This window comes from Pseudomonas hefeiensis, from assembly GCF_030687835.1.
Taxonomy (GTDB): Bacteria; Pseudomonadota; Gammaproteobacteria; order Pseudomonadales; family Pseudomonadaceae; genus Aquipseudomonas; species Aquipseudomonas hefeiensis.
The window spans coordinates 2,241,257-2,263,806 of sequence record NZ_CP117449.1 but is presented as its reverse complement, the minus strand read 5'-3'; the positions used below and the strand labels follow the sequence as shown (position 1 = coordinate 2,263,806).

Annotated in this window: 21 protein-coding genes; 12 read left to right on the top strand and 9 right to left on the bottom strand. The window is 60.5% G+C overall.

Annotated features, from left to right (window positions below):
* Window positions 1-10: 10 nt before the first annotated feature.
* Window positions 11-2,008 carry an alpha-1,4-glucan--maltose-1-phosphate maltosyltransferase gene (locus PSH57_RS10090; RefSeq protein WP_305389281.1) on the bottom strand — a complete coding sequence of 666 codons (1,998 nt, stop codon included), beginning with the start codon at window positions 2,006-2,008 and terminating at the stop codon, window positions 11-13.
* 221 nt (window positions 2,009-2,229) lie between these two features.
* Between PSH57_RS10090 and PSH57_RS10085 the strand changes: the two genes are divergently transcribed.
* Window positions 2,230-2,394 carry a hypothetical protein gene (locus PSH57_RS10085; protein WP_214916769.1) on the top strand — a complete coding sequence of 55 codons (165 nt, stop codon included), beginning with the start codon at window positions 2,230-2,232 and terminating at the stop codon, window positions 2,392-2,394.
* Window positions 2,395-2,542: 148 nt separating this feature from the next.
* Here the strand turns inward: PSH57_RS10085 and PSH57_RS10080 are convergent, their stop codons facing one another.
* The gene (locus PSH57_RS10080; protein ID WP_256230796.1) at window positions 2,543-3,043 is read right to left on the bottom strand and encodes an MgtC/SapB family protein; all 501 of its coding nucleotides are present in this window, start codon (window positions 3,041-3,043) and stop codon (window positions 2,543-2,545) included.
* A gap of 136 nt (window positions 3,044-3,179) precedes the next feature.
* On the opposite strand from PSH57_RS10080, the gene PSH57_RS10075 reads away from it, so the two are divergent.
* The 3 genes from PSH57_RS10075 to mapR all read left to right on the top strand — a co-directional run bounded on the left by PSH57_RS10075 (window position 3,180) and on the right by mapR (window position 6,698).
* Window positions 3,180-3,416: a DUF3203 family protein gene (locus PSH57_RS10075; protein ID WP_256230797.1), complete on the top strand. Its 237-nt coding sequence runs from the start codon at window positions 3,180-3,182 to the stop codon at window positions 3,414-3,416.
* 275 nt (window positions 3,417-3,691) lie between these two features.
* Complete coding sequence (ccoG, locus tag PSH57_RS10070; RefSeq protein ID WP_305389277.1) at window positions 3,692-5,104, top strand: cytochrome c oxidase accessory protein CcoG; 1,413 nt, start codon at window positions 3,692-3,694, stop codon at window positions 5,102-5,104.
* A gap of 184 nt (window positions 5,105-5,288) precedes the next feature.
* Entirely contained in the window at window positions 5,289-6,698 is a 1,410-nt protein-coding gene (gene mapR / locus PSH57_RS10065) for a GntR family transcriptional regulator MpaR (RefSeq protein WP_305389275.1), read from the top strand.
* 150 nt (window positions 6,699-6,848) lie between these two features.
* Here mapR and PSH57_RS10060 read toward each other — a convergent pair whose 3' ends face one another.
* Together PSH57_RS10060 and PSH57_RS10055 are read right to left on the bottom strand one after the other, a co-directional pair.
* Complete coding sequence (locus tag PSH57_RS10060) at window positions 6,849-7,595, bottom strand: SDR family oxidoreductase (protein ID WP_076384007.1); 747 nt, start codon at window positions 7,593-7,595, stop codon at window positions 6,849-6,851.
* 90 nt (window positions 7,596-7,685) lie between these two features.
* Complete coding sequence (locus tag PSH57_RS10055) at window positions 7,686-8,564, bottom strand: Dyp-type peroxidase (RefSeq protein ID WP_305389274.1); 879 nt, start codon at window positions 8,562-8,564, stop codon at window positions 7,686-7,688.
* Between the two features lie 252 nt (window positions 8,565-8,816).
* Between PSH57_RS10055 and ampC the strand changes: the two genes are divergently transcribed.
* The gene (gene ampC / locus PSH57_RS10050; protein ID WP_305389273.1) at window positions 8,817-9,965 is read left to right on the top strand and encodes a class C beta-lactamase; all 1,149 of its coding nucleotides are present in this window, start codon (window positions 8,817-8,819) and stop codon (window positions 9,963-9,965) included.
* Window positions 9,966-10,032: 67 nt separating this feature from the next.
* Here ampC and PSH57_RS10045 read toward each other — a convergent pair whose 3' ends face one another.
* The 3 genes from PSH57_RS10045 to PSH57_RS10035 all read right to left on the bottom strand — a co-directional run bounded on the left by PSH57_RS10045 (window position 10,033) and on the right by PSH57_RS10035 (window position 12,483).
* Window positions 10,033-10,572, bottom strand: coding sequence for a DUF4174 domain-containing protein (locus PSH57_RS10045; protein ID WP_305389271.1), 540 nt, complete (start codon window positions 10,570-10,572; stop codon window positions 10,033-10,035).
* A gap of 273 nt (window positions 10,573-10,845) precedes the next feature.
* On the bottom strand, window positions 10,846-11,631 hold the full coding sequence (locus PSH57_RS10040; RefSeq protein WP_305389270.1) for a sulfite exporter TauE/SafE family protein: 786 nt from the start codon (window positions 11,629-11,631) through the stop codon (window positions 10,846-10,848).
* A 102-nt stretch (window positions 11,632-11,733) separates the two neighbouring features.
* Complete coding sequence (locus PSH57_RS10035) at window positions 11,734-12,483, bottom strand: hypothetical protein (RefSeq protein WP_305389269.1); 750 nt, start codon at window positions 12,481-12,483, stop codon at window positions 11,734-11,736.
* Window positions 12,484-12,777: 294 nt separating this feature from the next.
* On the opposite strand from PSH57_RS10035, the gene PSH57_RS10030 reads away from it, so the two are divergent.
* Complete coding sequence (locus tag PSH57_RS10030; protein WP_305389268.1) at window positions 12,778-13,929, top strand: aldose epimerase family protein; 1,152 nt, start codon at window positions 12,778-12,780, stop codon at window positions 13,927-13,929.
* A gap of 108 nt (window positions 13,930-14,037) precedes the next feature.
* The gene (locus PSH57_RS10025) at window positions 14,038-14,859 is read left to right on the top strand and encodes an aldo/keto reductase (protein ID WP_256230807.1); all 822 of its coding nucleotides are present in this window, start codon (window positions 14,038-14,040) and stop codon (window positions 14,857-14,859) included.
* A 250-nt stretch (window positions 14,860-15,109) separates the two neighbouring features.
* On the opposite strand, the gene PSH57_RS10020 is transcribed toward PSH57_RS10025, so the two are convergent.
* Window positions 15,110-17,473: a DNA polymerase II gene (locus PSH57_RS10020; RefSeq protein WP_305389266.1), complete on the bottom strand. Its 2,364-nt coding sequence runs from the start codon at window positions 17,471-17,473 to the stop codon at window positions 15,110-15,112.
* 299 nt (window positions 17,474-17,772) lie between these two features.
* Between PSH57_RS10020 and PSH57_RS10015 the strand changes: the two genes are divergently transcribed.
* The 5 genes from PSH57_RS10015 to PSH57_RS09995 all read left to right on the top strand — a co-directional run bounded on the left by PSH57_RS10015 (window position 17,773) and on the right by PSH57_RS09995 (window position 21,729).
* Entirely contained in the window at window positions 17,773-18,213 is a 441-nt protein-coding gene (locus PSH57_RS10015; RefSeq protein ID WP_305389265.1) for a CBS domain-containing protein, read from the top strand.
* A gap of 70 nt (window positions 18,214-18,283) precedes the next feature.
* Window positions 18,284-18,880 carry a paraquat-inducible protein A gene (locus PSH57_RS10010; protein ID WP_305389264.1) on the top strand — a complete coding sequence of 199 codons (597 nt, stop codon included), beginning with the start codon at window positions 18,284-18,286 and terminating at the stop codon, window positions 18,878-18,880.
* The gene (locus PSH57_RS10005; protein WP_305389263.1) at window positions 18,877-19,536 is read left to right on the top strand and encodes a paraquat-inducible protein A; all 660 of its coding nucleotides are present in this window, start codon (window positions 18,877-18,879) and stop codon (window positions 19,534-19,536) included. The genes PSH57_RS10010 and PSH57_RS10005 overlap by 4 nt, the downstream gene beginning before the upstream one ends.
* Window positions 19,517-21,175 (top strand): PqiB family protein, encoded by a 1,659-nt coding sequence (locus PSH57_RS10000; RefSeq protein WP_305389262.1) that lies wholly within the window; start codon window positions 19,517-19,519, stop codon window positions 21,173-21,175. The genes PSH57_RS10005 and PSH57_RS10000 overlap by 20 nt, the downstream gene beginning before the upstream one ends.
* A 17-nt stretch (window positions 21,176-21,192) precedes the next feature.
* Entirely contained in the window at window positions 21,193-21,729 is a 537-nt protein-coding gene (locus PSH57_RS09995; protein ID WP_305389260.1) for a PqiC family protein, read from the top strand.
* A 104-nt stretch (window positions 21,730-21,833) separates the two neighbouring features.
* Here PSH57_RS09995 and PSH57_RS09990 read toward each other — a convergent pair whose 3' ends face one another.
* Entirely contained in the window at window positions 21,834-22,463 is a 630-nt protein-coding gene (locus PSH57_RS09990; protein ID WP_305389259.1) for a glutathione S-transferase family protein, read from the bottom strand.
* Window positions 22,464-22,550: the final 87 nt, after the last annotated feature.

Here is a 22,550-nt window from a genome sequence, read left to right as displayed (position 1 = left end):
TCCTTGCGCGTCACGCCACACTGATCCGCCATATCCCGAACGGTTGGTACACCGGGTCGATCCGCATGAACTGGTACTTGCCATACCACGTCCAGCGATGCCCGCTCATCAAATCCTCGCCCTGGGTCTGGGCGTCGTCCGGGAGACCCATCTCCCACAGCGGCAACTCGAAATTGGCTTCCTGCGGGGTGTGCGGATCGAGACTCACCGCCACCAGGATGAAATTGCTGCCGTCGGGGGTGCGCTTGCCGAAATACAGGATGTTGTCGTTCCAGGCGTTGTAGATCGTCAGGCCCAAGTGTGTATGCAACGCCGGGTTCTGCCGACGGATGCGGTTGAGCTGGGCGATTTCGGCAATGATGTTGCCGGGCGCGGTGAAGTCCCGGGGGCGGATTTCATACTTTTCCGAGTCGAGGTATTCCTCCTTGCCCGGCACCGGGACCGATTCGCACAACTCAAACCCCGAATACATGCCCCACAGACCCGAGCCCATGGTCGCCAGGGCCGCGCGGATCAGAAACCCGGCGCGCCCCGACTCATGGAGAAACGCCGGGTTGATGTCCGGCGTGTTGACGAAAAAATTCGGCCGGTAGCATTCGCGTAACGGCGATTCGTTGAGTTCGGTGAAATACGTCGCCAGTTCAGCCTTGGTATTACGCCAGGTGAAATAGGTGTAGCTCTGGGAATAACCGACCTTGCCCAAGCGTGCCATCATGGCCGGCGTGGTGAAGGCTTCGGCGAGGAACATCACTTCAGGGTGCTGGGCCCGCACATCGGCAATCAACCATTGCCAGAATGGCAACGGCTTGGTGTGGGGGTTATCGACGCGAAAGATCTTCACGCCTTCATTGACCCAACCCACCACCACGTCCCGTAGCTCTAGCCACAGGCTGGGAATCGCATCGGCGGCGTAGAAGTCGACGTTGACGATGTCCTGGTACTTCTTCGGCGGGTTTTCCGCATATTTGATCGTGCCGTCCGGCCGCCAGCTAAACCAGCCCGGATGCTGCTTAAGCCACGGGTGATCCTGGGAACACTGGATGGCAAAGTCGAGGGCAATTTCCAGGCCGTGATCGGCCGCCGCCGACACCAGGCGCCGGAAATCCTCGCGAGAGCCCAACTGCGGGTGAATCGCTTCGTGACCGCCCTCCTCGCTACCGATGGCGTAGGGGCTGCCCGGGTCGTCGGGGCCGGCGGTGAGGGAGTTGTTCGGGCCCTTGCGAAAGCTGCGACCGATGGGGTGAATCGGCGGGAAGTACAGCACATCGAAGCCCATGTCCTGGATCATCGCCAGACGCGAATGCACGTCATTGAAGGTGCCATGGCGCTTGGGATCATCGGTGATCGAACGGGGAAACAGTTCGTACCAACTGGCGAACTCGGCCAGCTTGCGCTCCACGTCCAGTGGATATTCGGGGCTGAGACTGACGTATGGCCGATGATCGGCCCGGGACATGAGAGCGGCGCTGCGCGGCGCCAGGAACAACGCCACCTGCTCAGTCGGCAACAGGCCGGAGAGCTCATGGTGCAAGGCGGCCAGTTGCTCACTCAGCTCACCTTCGCTGCGCTCGGCGGCCATCTGCACCTGATTGCGCCCTTCCTGCAATTCGAGGCTGATGGGAACCCCGGCACCGAATTTCTTCTCCAGCTCATAGCGGAAACTGGCGAACTGATCGATCCAGGCTTCGATCCGGAACACATAACGGCCCTGCTCCGGCACATTGAACTGGCCTTGCCAGCCGTTATTGCCCAACTCGATCATGACCTCGCTGTTCCAGGCGTCATTTTCCAGCGCGCGCCAACGGATGCGCACAGCCATTTTGTCATGGCCATCGGCGAACACTTTACTGGTCACGATCACGCCCTGCCCAGCCACGGCCTTGGCCGCGAATTGCCCGCCATCGATGACTGGCATGGTGTTTTCAATTGCAATACGCGGCAGTAACAGGGCCTGGGACAGAGGCAAATGCGGGTTGTAGGTCAGGTCAGTCGGGTGTTCAGCAGTCATCGAACATCGCTCCTTTTACGCCCCATGGACGTTGTGGCGGTAAAGGCCCAGTAGTCCTTGAAAAAAAGGATCCCTGAAAAAACTCACTTAAACTCCGAACCGAACCACCGGTTAAAAGTTCAGAGTGATTTGCCCCGATGCCAGCGGGATCAAACCAGGCGCAAGGTGGTCAACAAGGTTAAGCACGACTCAAGCCATGTGCGTCACGGAGACCCGTCCAGATGAACATCCCCATCCCGGCCGAAACCCCGGATCCCAACATTGACGACCCCAACCTGCCGCCGCCCGGTCCTGACCCCGAGCCGATTCCGGAGCAAGACCCGCCGCTTGATCCGCAGCCCCCTCTGGGCGACCCGCCGAGCGAGGCGCCGCCGGAGCGGGTTTGATTAACAGCCTAGTGGATAACAAAAAAACTGTGGGAGCGGGCTTGCTCGCGAAAGCGGCGTGTCAGTCGACGAAACCTTGGCTGACACACCGCTTTCGCGAGCAAGCCCGCTCCCACACTGGATTATGTGTCCTGGCTGGAGATCGCAGTCACGGCTTATCCTCCTTCTCCAGCGCCCGGACAATCAGCGGCATCACACTGAAGATCGCCAGCGCCAACACCGTACTGAGCACTGCGGTCGACTCCCGCCCCAGTCCGGCGGCGACGCCGATGGCGGCAGTCATCCACAGACCGGCGGCGGTGGTCAGGCCTTTTACGTGGCTTTCGTCACTGTCGTTGCCTTTGAGGATGGTGCCCGCGCCGAGAAAACCGATACCAGCGATGACGCCTTGCACCACTCGGCTCATGGCGTCGGCTTCAGAGCCGGACATCTGCGGCACCAGGACAAACAGCGCCGCACCCAGGGCCACCAGCATATGGGTCCGAACCCCGGCGGCCTTGCCCTTGTGTTCACGTTCAAAACCCAGGATGCCGCCCAACACCGCGGCCATCAGCAGGCGCACGGTTACCCGCGTCATCTGCTGCGCATCGGTGATATCAGCGAATTCCGATTGCAGGGTTATCCAGACTTCATGCCACCAGGCGTCCATGAACGGTCCTCTTTCCAGTCGATAAACGATGGACCGCAAGCCAGGCCAGAGGTGCGCCCGACCGCTGATCAGACGCAACGAACCCTGGCTGCGGGCCGGCGCCTAACGTTCAGGACATCCAGAAGGAAACGTAACCATGAGTGTAAGTATCGATAGCAACCAAATCTGCTCTTTCGACACCGAAGAGATCAACGAACAGCGGGCCGCCAGCGAGCTGACCATTATCACGGACTCGGAAAAAGCCATGTCAGCGGTGGATCTCAACGGTGGTCGGGTCTACATCACCGAGGCGCAAGCCGATGCCCTGACCGTGGCCGGGGCGGTCGATGGGCGTAAGAACCTCAAGGCGACTGATAGCGATTCGGTGATCTGAGTCCCTTTGGTTAAAGAACATAGTCCTCTGTGTTTTCCGCGTTGAACACAACTTGGTGGTCTGTGGCACCGAGGAGCCTGCATCGCGAGCAAGCTTTGCTCCCACAGGGCTCCTCGCCATAGGGATATTGGTCTGATCCTGGATGCATCAAAGTGTCGCAGGGCCAAGGCTTCAGGGCATCTGATCCGGTTTTTATCGAGATACCTGAGTCTGTTATGAAAACAGTTCGATGGTCATAGTGCGCCGGCCAGTTACAGGCTGAGGAGCGACCGACCATGAGCGAAAGAATCCCCGTCCAGTTGATACAGCACTTCGAGCCCGCGCCGACGAAGATAAAGGCCCGGACCACCGATAACCTGATCCACACCCGCAGCTTTACCGGTTTGTTCCGCACCTTGCGCATCAGCGGTGCAGGGCTTCTGTTCCTGCTGTTTTTCGGCACCGTATGGCTGAACTGGGGCGACCGCCAGGCGGTGCTCTGGGACCTCGCCGAAAGCAAATTCCACATATTTGGTGCGACTTTCTGGCCCCAGGATTTCATCCTGCTGTCGGCACTGCTGATCATCGCCGCCTTCGGCCTGTTCGCGATCACCGTATTTGCCGGTCGGGTGTGGTGCGGCTACACCTGCCCGCAAAGCTCCTGGACCTGGATCTTCATGTGGTGCGAGAAAATCACCGAGGGCGAAAGGCACCAGCGGATCAAGCTGCAGGCGGCGCCCTGGACCTTGAACAAGCTGCTGCGTCGCTCAGCCAAACATACGTTGTGGCTGGCTATCAGCCTGCTCACCGGCTTGACCTTCGTCGGTTATTTCACGCCGATCCGTCCACTGGCCGAAGAGCTTCTGACCCTGCAAATAGCCGGTGTCAGTCTGTTCTGGGTGCTGTTCTTTACCGGCGCCACCTACCTCAACGCTGGCTGGCTACGTGAAGCGGTGTGCATGCACATGTGCCCCTATGCACGGTTTCAGAGCGTGATGTTCGACAAAGACACCCTGACCATTTCCTATGACACGACCCGTGGCGAAATCCGTGGCCCGCGCAAGCGCGAAGTGAACCCGGCCAATCTGGGCTTGGGCGATTGCATCGATTGCCAGATGTGCGTGCAGGTCTGCCCCACCGGCATCGACATTCGCGACGGCCTGCAAATGGAGTGCATCGGGTGCGCCGCCTGCATCGATGCCTGCGACTCGATCATGGACAAGATGGGTTACGCCCGTGGCCTGATCAAGTACACCTCTGAACATCAGTTGCAAGGCGGCAGGACTCACCTGTTGCGGCCCCGGTTGATCGGTTATACCGCCGTGCTGCTGGTGATGATCGGGGCATTGGCCGTGGCGCTGGTAGAACGCCCCATGGTCTCACTGGACGTGACCAAGGACCGCGGGCTGTTCCGCGAGAATAGCCTGGGCCAGATCGAAAACATCTACAGCCTGAAAATCATCAACAAGACCCAGCAGCGCCAGGATTATCAGTTGTCCCTGACGGACGCCGAGGGCTTTGTCCTGCAGGGCAGAACGCAATTGAGCCTGGCGCCGGGGGAAATCCTCGACGTACCGGTGTCGGTGGCGATGCTCAGCGAACGGCCCCGCAGCGGTTCCCGGGAGATGATCTTCAAGGTGGCCGACAGTGACGAGCCTGAGACCTTCAGTGAGGCCACCAGCCGCTTTGTGGCGCCGGTAAATCGTTGAGGCTTAAGATGCCAAACTTTTGTGGGAGCAAGCTTGTGGGAGCAAAGCTTGCTCGCGACGCAGGCGACACGGATATCAATAGTAAGGTCGCGTCATCGTTCTTCGCGAGCAAGCTTTGCTCCCACAAGCCCGCTCCCACCGTTTAAAAGCCCAAAACCCTGTGTCACTCAAGACTGAGCCCGCTATGAAACGCTACGAGAAATTCGCCGATGACATCGCTGAACTGATCCGCTCCGGCGTGCTGGGGCCAGGACAGCGTGTGCCGTCGGTGCGTTATGCCAGCCAGGCATACGGCGTCAGCCCGTCCACAGTGTTCCAGGCCTATTACCTGCTGGAGCGACGTGGCCTGATCCGGGCCCGGCCGCGCTCCGGCTACTTCGTCAACGCCCATGCACCCAATCCGTTTGCCGAGCCGGTGATCAGCACCCAGGTGCACGACAGCACCGAAGTCGACGTCAGCGAGCTGGTGTTTTCGGTGCTGGACTCGATCAAGGATCCGGCCACTGTACCGTTCGGTTCGGCGTTCCCCAGCCCGACCCTGTTCCCCCTGCAACGACTGTCCCGCTCGCTCTCCAGCGCAACGCGGGATATGGACCCTCGAGTGGTGGTCACGGACATGTCGCCGGGCAATCCGCAACTGCGCCGGCAGATCGCCCTGCGCTACATGGTCGGCGGGCTGATGCTGCCCATGGAAGAACTGCTGGTCACCAACGGCGCCCTGGAAGCCTTGAACCTGTGCCTGCAAGCCGTGACCGAGCCCGGCGACCTGGTGGCAATCGAGGCGCCAGCGTTCTACGCCAGCCTGCAAGTGCTGGAGCGGCTCAAGCTCAAGGCGGTGGAAATCCCCGTACACCCGCGCGACGGGATTGATCTGGACGTATTGGAGCAGACGCTGGAGCGCCACCCGATCAAAGCGTGCTGGTGCATGACCAGTTTCCAGAATCCCATGGGCGCGACCATGCCCGAGGAAAGAAAACAGGCGTTGGTGGAGTTGCTACGCCGTCATCAGGTGCCGCTGATCGAGGACGACGTTTACGCAGAACTCTATTACGGCCAGCAGGCACCCAAGCCGGCCAAGGCGTTCGACACCGAAGGGCTGGTGATGCATTGCGGTTCGTTCGCCAAGAGCCTGGCGCCGGGTTATCGCATCGGCTGGGTCGCCGCCGGGCGTTACGCACAGAAGATCGAACGGCTCAAACTCATGACATCGCTGTGCGCCTCGATGCCGGCCCAGGCGGCCATCGCCGATTACCTGCAACACGGTGGCTATGATCGTCATCTGCGCAAACTGCGCTACGCTCTGGAAGAACAGCAAAGCGCCATGCTCGCCGCCATCGCCCGTTACTTCCCCGCCCAGACCCGCGTCAGCCAGCCGGCGGGGGGGTATTTTCTGTGGCTGGAACTGCCCGAGCAGATGGACTCGCTGAAACTGTTCCAGATGGCCTTGGCCCAGGGCATCAGCATCGCTCCGGGGCCGATTTTTTCACCGACCCGGCGTTTCGGCAATTGTATCCGCTTGAACTATGGCAGCCCGTGGACCGAAGTGTCGGAGAAGGCTATGGAGACGTTGGGGCGGATTATTCGGTCGTTTTGATATTGGGTTGTCTGTTATTGCCCCATCGCGAGCAGGCTCGCTCCCACATGAGATCTGCTGAGTAGCTGAGATATTCGTCTCGCCGCAAACCCAATGTGGGAGCGAGCCTGCTCGCGATGGCGGCAGAACAGACAACTTATGTTTCAGCGCTCAGCGCCCGCCCCCCAAATCCACAAACGTCCCGGTCGCATACGAAGCCTTGTCCGACAGCAACCAGATAATCGCTTCAGCCACTTCATCGGGACGGCCGCCACGGGCCATGGGAATTGCCGACTCCAGCTTACTGACCCGGTCCGGGTCGCCGCTGAGGGCATGGAAATCGGTGTAGATATAACCTGGGCGAACGGCATTGACGCGGATACCTTCCCCGGCCACTTCCTTGGACAGGCCAATGGTGAAGGTGTCCAGCGCGCCCTTGGAGGCCGCGTAGTCGACATACTCGCCCGGCGCGCCCAGGCGGGCGGCCACCGAGGAGACGTTCACAATACTGCCACCTTGCCCGCCATGCCTGGGCGACATGCGCAGCACCGCGTGCTTGGCGCAGAGAATCGGCCCCAGGACGTTGGTCTTCATGATCTTGAGAATGCGAAACTCGGACATTTCGTCGAGCCGGGACTTGTGGGCGACCGTTCCGGCGTTGTTCACCAAAGCGGTGACACGGCCCAACTCAGCGTCCACACGGTCGAACAGCGCGACCACTTCATCTTCGATGCTCACATCCGCCCGCACGGCAATCGCCTGTGCACCCTTGGCCCGGACCTGTCCAAGCACATCCTGCGCGGCGCCTTCATCAGACTGGTAATTGATGCAGATCCGATAGCCCAGGTCGGCAGCCAACAGCGCCGTGGCCGCCCCAATCCCGCGGCCGCCACCGGTGATGACGATGACTTTATCCACGTTCGCTCTCCCCATTCCACGGATAGACGTCCGGCCCAAGAATAGCGTTCACGCTGTACTTTTGCACAAGCCGTTGCGCTTGCGCTGGGTTCAGCGGGCCAAAGCCCGTAGATCCAGACGCCCGTCCAGCAACGGCGGGCACCAGTAGTAGCCTCCCGTAATCGGTCGGCTCATGCGATACAGACCGTCGGTGATGCCGTCCTCCAACCCGCTCATGCGCCGCAGTTGAGCCTCGAAGGCGTCGAGGGAGAAACCGAACGCCAGGAACATCAGGCCAGCACGATCCCCTTCAATCCACGGCATGGAGCGGCGTACGACGAAGGCTTCTGGGGCGAAGCTTTCCTGGGCGGTGCGTTTGACGTGGGCCGACTCCGGGGCATCGTCGATTTCCTCGTTGTCGCTCAGGCGCCGGCCCATGATGTTGTCGCGCTCATGGGGCTGCATGGCGGCAAAACCGTCCAGATCGTGCTGCCATTGCTGGATCGCCGCGAAACTGCCGCCGCGCACCCCATCGACACCTTGGGCCAGGGCGGCGGCGATGGCCGCTTCATCGTGAGGATTCTCAGTGCCGTCTTCATAACCGGTCAGGTCATGGCCGGTCATGTGGCGGAAGGTTTCGTTCATCTGCACCAGGCGCAACGCCGGGGCCAGAGCGGCCTCGATGGCGCGGCTGCGGTGCAGCAGCTCGCCACGGTCTTCGCCGTGTAGCCAGCACCACAGCGCGTGTTGAGTCGAAGGGTTGTCCACGCCCACGCCGGCCAGGGCCGGAAATGCCCGCAGGCCTTCGACCTGCGCACCCAGCGCCTGGACCAGCGACTCGCCAAGGCCGATCACTACTCGCCCATCGAGTTGCAACAAAAGCTTATCGATCGCAGCCGGCAGCGCCTCGACCGATTCCAGGGCAAAAAACAAGTGACGGGCCTGAGGCGGAACAGGGGTGGCGAGAATGCCGGGCTGGTAGTAGCTCATGTGGACTCCTTTAGAAAGAGCGCAAGTTTACCCGGCGACCAGTGGTTTGTGTGGTTTGCCATGAGTCCGTTGAATGCCCGGACGCTAAAGATTTTCGTAGGAAGTCTCTTGCAACCCGGTCAGATGACTCGCAACCCCGTTCGGACCGCAAGGCCCACGATTGCCGGACAACCGAAAACTCCCTAGATTGAGTGCCCCAAAGCTGCTGGCAGAGCAGCTGGCATCATCAGGACTCATGGAGAACGGTCAGACATGCACATTGCCAAATCGATACTCACGGGCGCTTTTTTCATCGCCTGCGGAACGACAACGGGCTTTGCCCAGGAACGCGTTGAAGACACTGTCAATGCCGTGATCCAGCCCTTGATGAAACAACAGGACATCGCCGGCATGGCCGTGGCAATCACTCACAAGGGTGAACGTCATTACTTCAATTACGGGGTCGCCTCCAAGGACACGAAGCAGGCAGTGACCGACCAGACGCTGTTCGAAATCGGCTCGGTCAGCAAAACCTTCACCGCCACCCTCGGTGCCTACGCCCAGGCCCAGGGCAAATTGTCCCTGTCGGACCCGGCCGGTCGCTTCGCCCCCGAGCTGAGCGGCAGCGCCCTGCAAGGCATCAGCCTGCTCAACCTCGCCACCTACACGCCGGGTGGCCTGCCTTTGCAGTTTCCTGGCGAAGCGGACCATCCGGACCGGATGTTCAGTTACTACAAGACCTGGAAACCACTCTACCCGGTCGGTACCCAGCGGCTCTATTCAAACCCGAGCATCGGCCTGTTCGGCTACCTGGCAGCCCGCAGCCTGGGTCGACCGTTTGATGATGTGATGGAACAGACACTCATGCCGGGATTGGGCCTCAAGCACAGTTATGTGCGGGTGCCCAAGGACCAATTGAACCGATACGCCCAAGGCTACGCGAAGGACGGCAAACCTGTGCGGGTCGGACCGGGAGCGCTCGACTCCGAAGCCTATGGCGTGAAAACCAGTTCATCGGACTTGCTTCGCTTCATTGAGGCTAACCTGCGGCCCGAAAAGCTGGACGCCGATCTGCGGCAGGCCATCGCCACGACGCACACCGGGTTCTACAAAGCCAGTGGCATGACCCAGGGATTGGGTTGGGAGTTCTACCCTTACCCAGTCACGCTTGACGCGTTATTGGCCGGTAATGCACCGCAAATGGCGCTGATGCCACAAAAAGTGGAACCGCTCAACCCACCCTTGCCCGCACCGGACAATAGCTGGATCAACAAGACCGGCTCGACCGGTGGCTTTGGTGCCTATGCGGCATTCGTACCAGGAAAGGCTATGGGGATCGTGATACTGGCAAACAAAAACTACCCGATTGAGGAGCGGGTGAAGGCGGCGCACAAGATCCTGACGGCGCTGGAGAAACAATAGGCTACGCAAATCTTTGTGGCGAGGGAGCTTGCTCCCTCGCCACAAAGGGATCTCATCGCCTGCCCGGTCAATCCTCCAGCGGCTTCGGCTCAGCCATCGGTTTGCTCGCCTTGGCGCCCTTCACATCCTTGGCCGGTGCGGCTTCAGGCGCGGGAGTCGGGGTTGGCGCCGCCGCTTCCTGTTCTGCCGAAGGCAGTTTATCGACGGTGTCGAAGATGTCCTTCAGCTCGATCGCTCCTGAGTGCTCAAGCTTCTTTTCTCCATCCTTGCCCACCAGGATGATCTTGGTCTGGGCACCGGCCCCCAACTTGAGTGAACGGATCAGCGCCATGGTGCTTTGCGGGTCCAGGTCTTTGCCGTCGCGCTGCCCCATCGTGTTGAGCACGGTGTAAAGCACCAGGTTGCGCTCGGAAAAGCCCTGTTTGCCGGCCGGCTCCTCCAGGGCTTTTTTCAGGCTGACCCAGGCAGGGTCAACAGTGCTGGGCGCGATGACAATCAAGGGGCGGGATTTGCCCTTGTCCACCGCCAAGGGTGAGTCGCCATCTGCGGCGAACAAGGGACCGGCAATGGCCAGCAAGGTAGCGAAGGTCAACGACCGAATGAGCATGCGCCTCTCCTTTTGATATCTACGCTGTACTGATTGCGCATGGTGGCGATTGTTCCGCGACAGTCGCCCAATACCGCGTCTGCCTGCCTTGAAGCTTAGGCCAGAGGGGTCATTGCGCAACCGTGGCGTAGGAGATGAACAATTTCGTTACAGGAGTCGGGCACAACTCCTGTGGGAGCGAGCCTGCTCGCGACGGCGCACAGTCAGTCAAGCAGGTGTTTGCTGTACCGGCCTCATCGCGAGCAGGCTCGCACACATTGATTGGTGCGCAGGTTAGAACGCCAACTTGAACCCGATCATCGCCAGCATCACTGCCAGGCATGGGCGCAGCACCTCATCGGAAATGCGCCCCGACAAGTGACTGCCCAGGTAGATGCCCGGCAACGAACCGATCAGCAGGTAACCCAGGATGTGCCAGTCCATGTTGCCCATGCTGGCGTGGCCCAGGCCGGCGACCAGGGTCAGTGGCACCGCGTGGGCGATTTCAGTGCCCACCAGGCGCTTGGTGACCAGGAATGGATAGAGAATGAACAGTGCGACGGTGCCCAGTGCGCCAGCGCCAATGGAGGTCAGCGCAACCATGACGCCCAGGACCAGGCCAGTGACGACAGTGAGCACATTGAGCCGCGATCCGGTGGGATTGTAGTGGCCGCCCGCACGATCATGGGCAAATTGCAGAAGGCGCTTCTTGAACAGGATCGCCAGGGCGGTAGCGAACAGCACAAAACCCAGGGCTTGCTTGATGACCGCGTTCATGGCGTCGGGCGAACTGTGCAGGCTGCTGAGAAACCACAGCGTCAACCCAACCGCCGGCACGCTGCCCAAGGTCAACCAGCCGGTGATGGCCCAATCGATGTTGCGGTTTTTGGCGTGAACCAGTACCCCCCCGGACTTGGTTATCGCCGCGTACAGCAGATCCGTACCCACTGCGGTTGCAGGGTTGATACCAAACCACAACAGAATGGGGGTCATCAGCGAACCGCCACCCACGCCGGTCATCCCGACGATGAAACCGACGACCAAGCCCGCTATGACTAAACCGACATTACCGAAATCCATTAAGCGCGACCGCATGAAATAAAATCTGGTCGCGAGCATAGCGATTTTTCTTATAACCACCTATATCGATGTGATCTATCTTTATTCCTTTTTACCCTCACGTTACTGAACGGGCAGGAAGTTAAGAAAGAGCAAACTCTGGGCGTAGTTCAGACCGATCCGCCGGTAGCGCTCGTCCAGCATTTGGGTGAGCAGGTCCAGGCGCGCAACGATTTTCCCGAACTCCACGGCGAAGCTGAGATTACTGCCCTCCTCCGAAATCTCGTTGGAAAACAGCAGCGGCTTACCGTCCTTGTCCTGTCGTTGGCTGAGTATCCAGGTGGCTTTTTCGATATTGCGCGCCGCGTTGCTGACAAACCGCGGATCGATGGCGTCGGTCATGTAGAACTCGAGACGATTGCCATGGGCCGTGACCAGCATGCTGCCAATGGCGTAGATGAACGCCCCCACCCGGTCACCCAGGAACTCCGGGCTCATGGCATAGCTCAGGGCGGCCAGGTCTTTCTTGCCGCCCAAGGTCGGTAATGGTTGTTGCTGCTCGATGGCCAGGCGTACCTGCTTTTCAGCGGCACGGGCGTCGAGAAATCCGGACTTGCGCAACTCTTCGGGATTGCGCAGATAAAGCTTGTTCATCAACAGATAGAGGCTTTGCAGGTTGTCGTGCATCGCCAGCGTGGCCATGCGGTCAACGCTGGTCTGCAGCAGCTCCTGGGGCCTGGTGTTGCTGAACTGAGTGACCATGTCCTGCCCCTGCTGCTGACTGCACCCGCCGCCAAGCAACATCAACACGCCGGCCAACAGCGCTGAACAGCGACGTCGCGACACCATCACGGAATGAAAAACACCGGCCATCGAGTCTCGGTCTGGGCTTGGGGAGGCGGTGGGGGTCGCCGCTTCCTGGCCATGGATAGAGCGGCAAAAAACGTAAAAGTGCGATGGACGAGGGAAAACCACACAGGCGAGAAAAATCCGCCCACTCAATTAGTATGACTTTTTAATTGATTAATCGCGATTAATGGCTATATATCCCTTCTATCCTTTCAAATAGAAAGACTACTAATCGAATAAACCTTCATCGCGATCCGACTAAACACCGGACTCGACCCGCGTTCCAAACAACAACAAGACAGGAAGGAAGGTCACACCATGCTTGAATCCAGACATCTGCTCACGGCTCTCGGAGTGTCTCTGATGATCGCCACCTCTGCTTCCCAGGCCGCTGGCCTGAGCAACGAACGCGCAGCGTTCGGCAAGACCAACGACGGTACCGCCGTGGAAAAATTCGTACTGCGCAACAGCCACGGCATGGAGGCCACTGTCATCACGTACGGCGGGATCCTCCAGTCATTGATCGTGCCGGACAAGAACGGCATGACCGCCGATGTGGTGCTGGGTTTCGACGATGTGCAGGGTTACCAGAAGAACGGCAACGTGTATTTCGGCGCAACCATTGGCCGCTTCGGCAATCGCCTGGCTGGCGGTGCGTTCGAGCTGGACGGCAAGCGTTACCAGGTACCGCAGAACGACAAGAGCAACTCCCTGCATGGCGGACCGCTAGGGTTCGACAAGCGCGTGTGGAAAGCCGAACCCCATGACGGCAAGGACTCGGTGGGCGTGACCCTGACCTACCTGTCGGCGGATGGCGAGATGGGTTTCCCTGGCGCACTGAAGACAGATGTCACCTACAGCCTCAACGAAAAGAATGAATTGCGCATCGAGTACCAGGCCACCACCGACAAACCCACGGTGCTGAACCTGACCAACCACAGCTATTTCAACCTCGCCGGTGCCGGTAACGGCGACATACTGAAACAGGTCGCGACCCTGCACGCCGCCCATTACACCCCGGTTACCGGCAAACTCATCCCTACCGGTGAGTTGGCTCCGGTGGCCGGCACACCGATGGACTTCACCAAGCCCACCGCCATCGGCACCCATATCAAGGCTGATCACCCGCAGCTCAAATTCGCCGAACCCAAACAGGGCGGTTTCGATTTCAACTGGGCGCTTGACGCCAAGGGCGACGTGAGCAAACTGGCCGCTGAGGTCTACGACCCACAGTCCGGACGGCGCTTGCAGCTCTACACCACCGAGCCTGGCGTGCAGTTCTATACCAGCAACTTTCTCGACGGCACGGTCAAGGGCAAGCACGGCAAGGTGTATCCACACTGGGGCGCGTTCACCCTGGAAACCCAACACTACCCCGACTCTCCAAACCAGCCGAACTTCCCGTCGACCCGGCTTGACCCAGGTCAGACCTACACCCAGACCATGGTGTTGAAGTTCTCCGCGCAATAAACCCCTCCACGAAAAGATCGTTCCCACGCGGTTGGGAACGATCAACGTTTGAACACCTGGTCTATCCTGCTGCCACACGTCTAACGTTCGAGTAAACAGGAGGTAGGCATGAGGACTCTGGAATTGGCCGGCGAAGCCGTACCGGTGATCGGCCAGGGCACCTGGCGCATGGGCGAGGATCCGTCCTGTCACAAGAAAGAAGTAGCGGCCCTGCGCTTGGGCATCGAATTGGGCATGACGCTGATCGACACGGCGGAGATGTATGCCGAAGGCGGCGCGGAAGAAGTCGTTGGCGAAGCGATCACCGGCCTGCGGGACCAGGTTTTCCTGGTGAGCAAAGTCTACCCCCACAATGCCAGCCGCAAAGGCATTGCGCTTGCCTGCGAACGCAGTTTGCGGCGCCTGGACACCCACTACATCGACCTTTATCTGCTGCATTGGCGCGGGCAATACCCACTGGAAGAAACCGTCGAAGCGTTCGAACGGCTGCGCGAAGAAGGCAAGATCGGCCGCTGGGGTGTGTCGAACTTTGATGTCGCGGACCTCGAAGAACTGGCTTCACCGGCCTGCGCCACCAACCAGGTGCTGTACAACCTGCAGGAGCGCGGCATCGAATTCGACCTGCTGCCCTGGTGCCAACAGCAACGCATGCCAGTCATGGCTTACTGCCCGATCGGCCAGGGCGGGCAACTGCTCAAGGACCACACCTTGGGGCAGATCGCCGAACGCCACGGCGCAACCCCCGCGCAGATCGCACTGGCCTGGCTGTTGCGCCAGGACAATGTCATTGCCATTCCCAAAGCCGTTCAGACTGAACATGTGCGCCTGAACGCCGAAGCGGCCAACCTGAAGCTCGCACCCCAGGATCTGGCGGCGCTGGACTTGATGTTCCCGCAGCCAGAGGGCAAGCAGCGGTTGGCGATGGTCTAGTTCTCACGAGCAAAGAGCTTTTTGTGGCGAGGGAGTGGCCGCAGCGTCTTCGACGCTGCGCTGTCGCGCAGTGAACCAGGTCCTGTGGCGAGGGGATTTATCCCCGCTGGGCTGCGCAGCGGCCCCCAAACCAGGCAACTCGGTGTGCCAGGAAGATTGAGTTAACTGCTTTAGGGCTGCTGCGCAGCCCAGCGGGGATAAATCCCCTCGCCACAAGAGCAGCCGGCCTGCAGCAACAACGCCGCAGCCGTTAAAACAAGCCCATCTGCCCCCCCACCAGGGTCGAGAAATCGTCATCGACAAACGGCAGGATCGCGTCCGCCACCGGTTGTAGCTGTTTGGTCACGTAATGATCGTAATCGATCGGCGCGCTGCGGATTTCCAGCGGCTCGGGGCCGGCGACGGTAATCACGTAGCTGATCCACCCGCCGTTCTGATATTGCCGCGCGCGGCCCTGGCGCAGGTTGAACTCGTCGGCCAGCCGCGCGGCCCGCACGTGGGGCGGTACGTTACGTTCGTAGTCGTCCAGAGGCCGGCGCAGGCGCTTGCGGTAGACCAGGCGGTCATCGAACGCTCCGGCCAGGGTCTGGTGAACATAATCGCGCACATAATCCTGATAAGGCTTGCGGTGGAAAATCCGCCCGTACAGCTCCTGCTGGAACTGCCGGGCCAGGGGCGACCAGTCGGTGCGCACGGTTTCCAGGCCCTTGTAGACGATCTCGTCGCTGCCGTCGGCGCGGGTGACCAACCCGGCATAGCGCTTCTTGCTGCCCTCTTCCGCGCCGCGAATGGTGGGCATCAGAAAGCGTTTGAAATGGGTTTCGAACTGCAGCTCCAGCGCGCTCTCCAGGCCGAATTCGTCCCGCACGTGTTCGCGCCACCACTGATTGACGTAACTCACCAGTTCCTGGCCAATGGTCGCCGCCTCTTCCTGGCCGTGGGCCCGGCGTAGCCAGACGAACGTGGAGTCGGTATCACCGTAAATCACCACATGCCCCCGGGCTTCGAGCAACTGTCGGGTGCGCTGCATGATCTGGTGACCCCGCAGCGTGATGGACGACGCCAGCCGTGGATCAAAGAAGCGACAACCACTGGAACCGAGCACGCCATAGAAGGCGTTCATGATGATTTTCAGTGCCTGGGACAACGGTGCATTGTGTTCACGCTTGGCGGTTTCCCGGCCTTCGGCCACCCGCGCCACGATGGCCGGCAGGCAATGCCGCGTGCGAGAGAACTGTGCCCCGCGAAAGCCGGGTACCGACTGGCTTTCGTCCGGGTGGCGCAGGCCTTCGATCAAGCCCACCGGGTCGATCAGGAAGGTGCGGATGATCGACGGATACAGGCTCTTGTAATCCAGCACCAGCACCGACTCGTAGAGCCCCGGCTGGGAATCCATGACAAAACCGCCCGGGCTGGCCTCGGGCGGACGTTGGCCCAGGTTTGGCGCGACGAAACCCTGGCGGTGCATCAGCGGCATGTACAAGTGCGTGAAGGCCGCCACCGAACCGCCGCTGCGGTCCGCCGGCAGACCGGTGACACTGGCCCGCTCCAGCAGGAACTTGAGCAGTTCGGTCTTGGCGAAGATCCGTGTCACCAGCTCACAGTCCTTGAGGTTGTAGCGGGCCAGGGCCGGTTTGTCCTCGGCAAACATGCGGTTGATCTCGTCCATGCGCTGATACGGGTTGTCGATGGATTTGCCCTCTCCCAACAGCGTCTGGGCGACATTTTCCAGGCTGAACGAAGGGAAACTCCAGGTCGCCGAACGCAGCGACTCAATGCCGTCGATGATCAGCCGGCCCGCCGCCGAGGCGAAAAAGTGATTGTTGCGCGCACCATGCTCGCGCCACTGCATCTCCTCCCCGCCTCGCCCCAGGCGTAGCGGCACGGCCAGGCGCCGGGCGTGCTCATGCAACACGCGCAAATCGAACTGCACCAGGTTCCAGCCAATGATCGCGTCGGGATCGAAACGGGCGAACCAATCGTTGAGTTTCTTCAGCAGCAAGGTGCGAGATTCACAGTACTCAAGCTGGAAATCCACACCTGTATCGTCGCCATTGGGCGGGCCGAGCATATACACCTGACGCTCGCCACAGCCTTCAAGGGCAATGGAATACAAATCGCCCTGGGCGGTGGTTTCGATGTCCAGCGATACCAGGCGCAATGGCGGACGATATTCGGGGGCCGGTTTCATCTGGGCGTCCAGCAGCAGGCCGTCAGAGACTTTTGTGCCACCGAACCAGACCGGCGCGGTGATAAACCGCTCCATCAGGTAGCGTTCAGGTGGACGGATGTCAGCTTCGAACACATCCACACCGGCACGGCGCAAGGTGGTATCCAGGCGCATCAACTGCGCGTGTTGCCGGCAATACAGACCCAGCACCGGTCGATGCTCGAAATCCAGCAGGTCCAGGGGCCGCAACTCAACGTCCTTCTCCCCTTGCAGCAAGGCTTCGACCTGACCGCGCTGAATCTGTGGCACGAATGCCACCGACGGCTGCACTGGCAGGCGCACGCGCTGGGGGCCGGCGTCGGTCGCCAGCCAAAATTCGACTTCGGTGCCGGCCGGAGTATCGCGCCAATGCCGGGTCAGGACAAAGCCCTGCTGTAAATCCACCGCTGCAACCTCGAATTTTGCGTGAGACGCGATTCTACCTGTGCCGAGGGGATTTATCTGTGGGAGCAAGGCTTGCCCGCGATGAAGACGACGCGGTCTCCAGGGAAACGAGGCGCCCGCATCGCGGGCAAGCCTTGCTCCCACATCCCCTCGCCACAACAGTGTATGGCATCACTTTTGTGGTGAATTCACCGACAATGACGCTTTTGGACGACTGACTGCCGCTTTACCGCTTGCTCTGCGCCGTTGGGTCTACGATTCTTAAACCACCCGCAAAAAACAACACCCGAGGCTTCCCCATGAAAACCGTCGCGCAGTTGCTCCGGATCAAAGACGAAAAAAACCAGCAAGTGCACACCGTCTCACCGGACGACATGGTGCTGCAGGCGCTGATGCGCATGGCCGAAAAAAACGTCGGCGCCTTGCTGGTGGTGAAGAACGGCGAAGTGCTGGGGATCATCAGTGAGCGTGACTATGCGCGCAAAATGGTCTTGCGTGGCCGCTCTTCAGTGGGCACGAAAGTGGGCGACATCATGGTGTCGCCCGTGATCACGATAGACCCCCACCAGAATGTCGAAACCTGCCTGAGCATCATGACCGAAAAGCATCTGCGGCACTTGCCGGTGGTCGAGGACGGCAAGCTCGTCGGCCTGCTGTCCATCGGCGACCTGGTCAAGGAAGCGATTGCCGAGCAGGCGGACCTGATCCGACAATTGGAGCAATACATTCGCGGCGAATGACCCGTTCGGGCGGGTTGCTCAATCTCAACCGCCTTCTATATTGAAGGAGTTGTTCCTGCCGAGCATCCTGATGGCCGATACCGACCGACTGATCATTTGCGAACATTGTGATGCGGTGTACGAACCGATAGTGCTCGCTGCGCATCAGAAAGCCTCGTGCGTGCGGTGTGGCGCCGTAATCCAGCGCTACAACGGCCTGACCATTGAACAACGCCTGGCCTTGAGCGTGACGGCAGCGGTGTTGTGGGCCTTCGCCAACATCTATCCGGTGATGAGCATCCGCCTCCAGGGCCTGAGCAACAGCGCTACGCTGTGGGATTCCATCGTAGCCCTGAGCCAGGGCCCCATCACCTTCATCGCCCTGGTGGCCGCGGTGGCGATCATTATTGCACCGGTCTTTCAGTTGGTATTGCTGATCTGGGTGCTGGCCTATGCCTACACCAACCAACGGGCGCCCGGGTTCAGCCTGTGCATGCGCGGCCTGGAAACCCTGCGGCCGTGGAGCATGCTGGAGGTGTGCCTGTTGGGTGCGCTGGTGGCGGTGATCAAGCTCGCCGGGTTGCTGGACGTGCTGCCGGGCATCGGCCTGTTCGCCCTGGCCGCCCTGAGCCTGCTGATGATCCGCATCGCCGGGCGCGATGTGCGCGATTTGTGGGGCGACTCATGAACCGCGAGCCGTTGCCCCTCCCGCCCTTGGCGCGTGACCTGAACCTGTGCCTGTGCCACAGCTGCGGCCTGGCCTGTGACATGAGCGACGAACCCGAGACCTGCCCCCGCTGCGACGCCCCGTTGCACCGACGCAAACCCGAGACCCTCACCCGTACCTGGGCCTACATGCTGGCGGCGTTGGTGTTCTACATTCCGGCTAACCTGCTGCCGGTGATGAATACCCAGATGCTCGGGGATGGTGCCGACAGCACCATCATCAGTGGCGTCATCGAATTCTGGCAGGGCGGCGCCTGGGACATCGCCCTGATCATTTTCATCGCCAGCATCGCGGTGCCAGGCGTCAAGTTCGTGGTGCTGACCTTGCTGCTGGTCACCGTGCAGCGGCGCAGCACCTGGGCCCAGGTTCAGCGGGCGAAACTGTATCGGCTGGTAGAAGTCATCGGCTACTGGTCGATGCTCGACGTGCTGGTAGTGGCGCTGGTGGCGGCGTTGGTAAAGTTCCAGGCACTGAGCGATATCGAACCGCGACCGGGCATCCTGTTCTTCGGCCTCGTGGTGCTGTTCACCATGCTGTCGGCCATGAGCTTCGACCCGCGCCTGATCTGGGACACCCCACCATCCGAGGAGGCCATGGATGAAGTCGCAAGCCACTGACGGGCAGCAACCGACCCCAGGTCGCGCCCACGTCACCAGCCGCCGCTGGACGGTGTCGCTGGTATGGATCGTGCCGATCATCGCGGTACTGGTAGGACTGTCCCTGGTGGTCAACAACTGGCTGCAGGAAGGTCCGACCATCACCATCACCTTCAAGACCGGCCAGGGCCTGACCGCCAACAAGACACCGGTGAAATATCGCAACGTGGTCATCGGCCAGGTCACCGACGTGCAATTGAGCGATGACCAGAAGAACGTCACCGCCACGGTCAAGCTGGCCAAGACGGCGGATACCTTCACGCACGAGGACTCGGTGTTCTGGGTCGTACGGCCGCGCATCGGGGCCGGTGGTATTTCCGGGATTGACACCCTGCTGTCAGGGGATTTCATCGGGGCCGACGCCGGTCAATCGAAAGTTCGCGCAAAATCCTTTACCGGCCTGGAAGCTCCGCCACCGATCACCTACGGTGAGCCGGGCAAACGCTTCACCCTGCATTCCCAGGACCTTGGTTCACTGGACATCGGCTCGCCGGTGTACCTGCGCAAGATTCCGGTGGGCCAGGTGGTGTCCTATGCGCTGGATACCGATGGCAAAGGGGTCAACATCGACGTATTCGTCAATGCGCCCAACGATGTCTACGTCACCGAAAACACCCGGTTCTGGAACGTCAGCGGCGTGGACGTGAACGTCGGCGCCAACGGTTTTGCGGTCAAGACCGAATCACTCTCGGCGCTGCTGGTGGGCGGCATCGCGTTCCGGGCACCGGAATACAGCCCCAACGACAGCCCTGCCACCGAAGACAAGACATTCGAGCTGTTTGCCGACCAGCAGAGCGCCCTGGCGCCGCCTGATGGCAAGGCGCAATACCTGGCTTTGCGTTTCGATCAGGCATTGCGCGGCTTGCGGGTCGGAGCACCGGTCGAATTCCTGGGCGTCGAAGTGGGCAGGGTCGTGGCCATCAATCTGGATTTCGATGAGAAGCTGCGCAGCTTCCCGGTCAATGTCGGCGTGGTGTTCTACCCTCAGCGCCTGGGCAAAGCCCATGAAAAACTGCTCAAGGCGCTCAATCACAACCCGGATGACGAAGCCGCCGGCGCTCGCCTGATCGGCAGTTTCGTCGAACGCGGCCTGCGTGCCCAGGCCCGCAGCGGCAACCTGCTGACCGGGCAGTTGTACATCTCGCTGGACTTCTACCCCAAGGCCGAAAAGGTCGCTTTCGACGCCAACGCCCGCCCCGTCCGGATACCGACTATCCCGGGCAGTCTCCAGCAGCTGCAGGAACAACTGCAGGCGATGGTCGAGCGAATCAACAAGCTGCCCCTGGAAAGCGTTGCCAGCAACTTGAACGGCAACCTGGTGGAATTGCGCAAAGGCCTGGCCCAGTTCAACAGCAAGACTCTGCCAAGCGTGCAAAACACTTTGCAGGACGTGAGCAAGACCCTGCAATCGGCCAACTCGACCCTGGCCGAAGATTCGCCGCAACGCGAACAACTGACCCAGACCCTGGACGATCTTGGGCGCATGTCGCGTTCGTTGCGCGAGCTGTCCGACTACCTGAGCCGCCATCCCGAATCACTGCTTCGCGGCCGCCCCAAGGATGCACCGGCGCAGAACCTCACATTGCCGGTGAAAGAATGACCACAGGAGCACGCCCCATGCCGCTGATGCTGAAACTCCCCCTGGTTGCCTTGGCACTGCTGCTTGCTGCCTGCCGCGGCGATCCGATTCAGTACCACACCCTGAGCCCCGCTCAACCTGCCGGCCAGCCACGCACGAACGTGGACATACAGCTCGAGCAGGTGAGCGTTCCGCCTCAGGTGGACCGGGCACAAATGGTCATTCGCCAAGGCAACAGCGGGCTGGCGATTCTTGAAACGCAATGGTGGGGCGCCAGCCTGGCCGATGAACTGCACAGCAGCCTGGATGAGCAACTGAGCAACCCCGGGGCAGCGAAGTTATTACTGCGGGTGGATGTGCAGCGCTTCGATTCTATTCCCGGCCAATATGCCCGTATGGACGTGCAATGGCGCCTGCGCACTCTGAGCAACGAAGCCCGTACCCTGACCTGCCGCAACAGCCTGCAAACGCCGGCGGGGAGCAGCATCGACGAACTGGTGACGGCTCATCAGCAAAATGTCCGGCAGTTTGTCGGCCTCGTTGAGCAAGCCGCCACCAACATGGCATGCCCTTGACCCGTAGAAGCTGCCGAAGGCTCGGGCGCTTTCGGACGATCTTTCGGCTCTGACCTTTCGTTTGCTACTCAGAAAAATCGCAGCCTCGCTACGCTCGACAGCTCCTACAAGGGCCAGTGCAGCGACAGCACCGGCGCAATACGTGGATGATGGTCGATGCGCTCCAATAGCTCGTAGAACTGCGGCCGGGTATTTAGCATGGCCTCCCGGGTGTCTTCCCACTTCGTGACCACTGCAGCCATGATATCCAGTGCTCCCGGCTCGGCACCGCTGAGAAAAGGTTGAGGCGCAAACTGGTCGGCAAACAGCGCCCAGTTGCGATATAGCCGCTGCTTGGTGCCCGATACCAATTGCTGCCGAGTCGCTTCGTCCGCGTCGACCAGCCAGCGCTCTGGGAAATCGATGATGCCGATGGGCGTGTAGCAATTGGCGACGATATAGACCAAGCCCCGTATGGCTTGCGCACGTTGGGCCGGAGCGTCCGGCAGCAACTTCGATTCAGGAAAAGCCAGCCCGAGGTGAATCAGAATTGCCGCGGCTTCGGTCAGTACCGAACCGTCCGGCAATTGCAGGGTCGGGACCTGTTTTTGAGGGTTCAGTGCCTTGAGCTCTTTCGCCGCCTCATTGTTTTCGGTCGAATAAGCATCGACATGGCGATAAGGCACGCCACACAGGCACAGGGCGATCTCCACAGCCGAAGAGCCCGATTGCCTGTAGCCGAATAACTGATACATGAACTTGCCTCCTGCGCTTGGGGTAGCCGGTAGAACCCGCAAGCCCACCAGTGTTCCACCCGGCAGACGACCCGCACTCTCCATGGA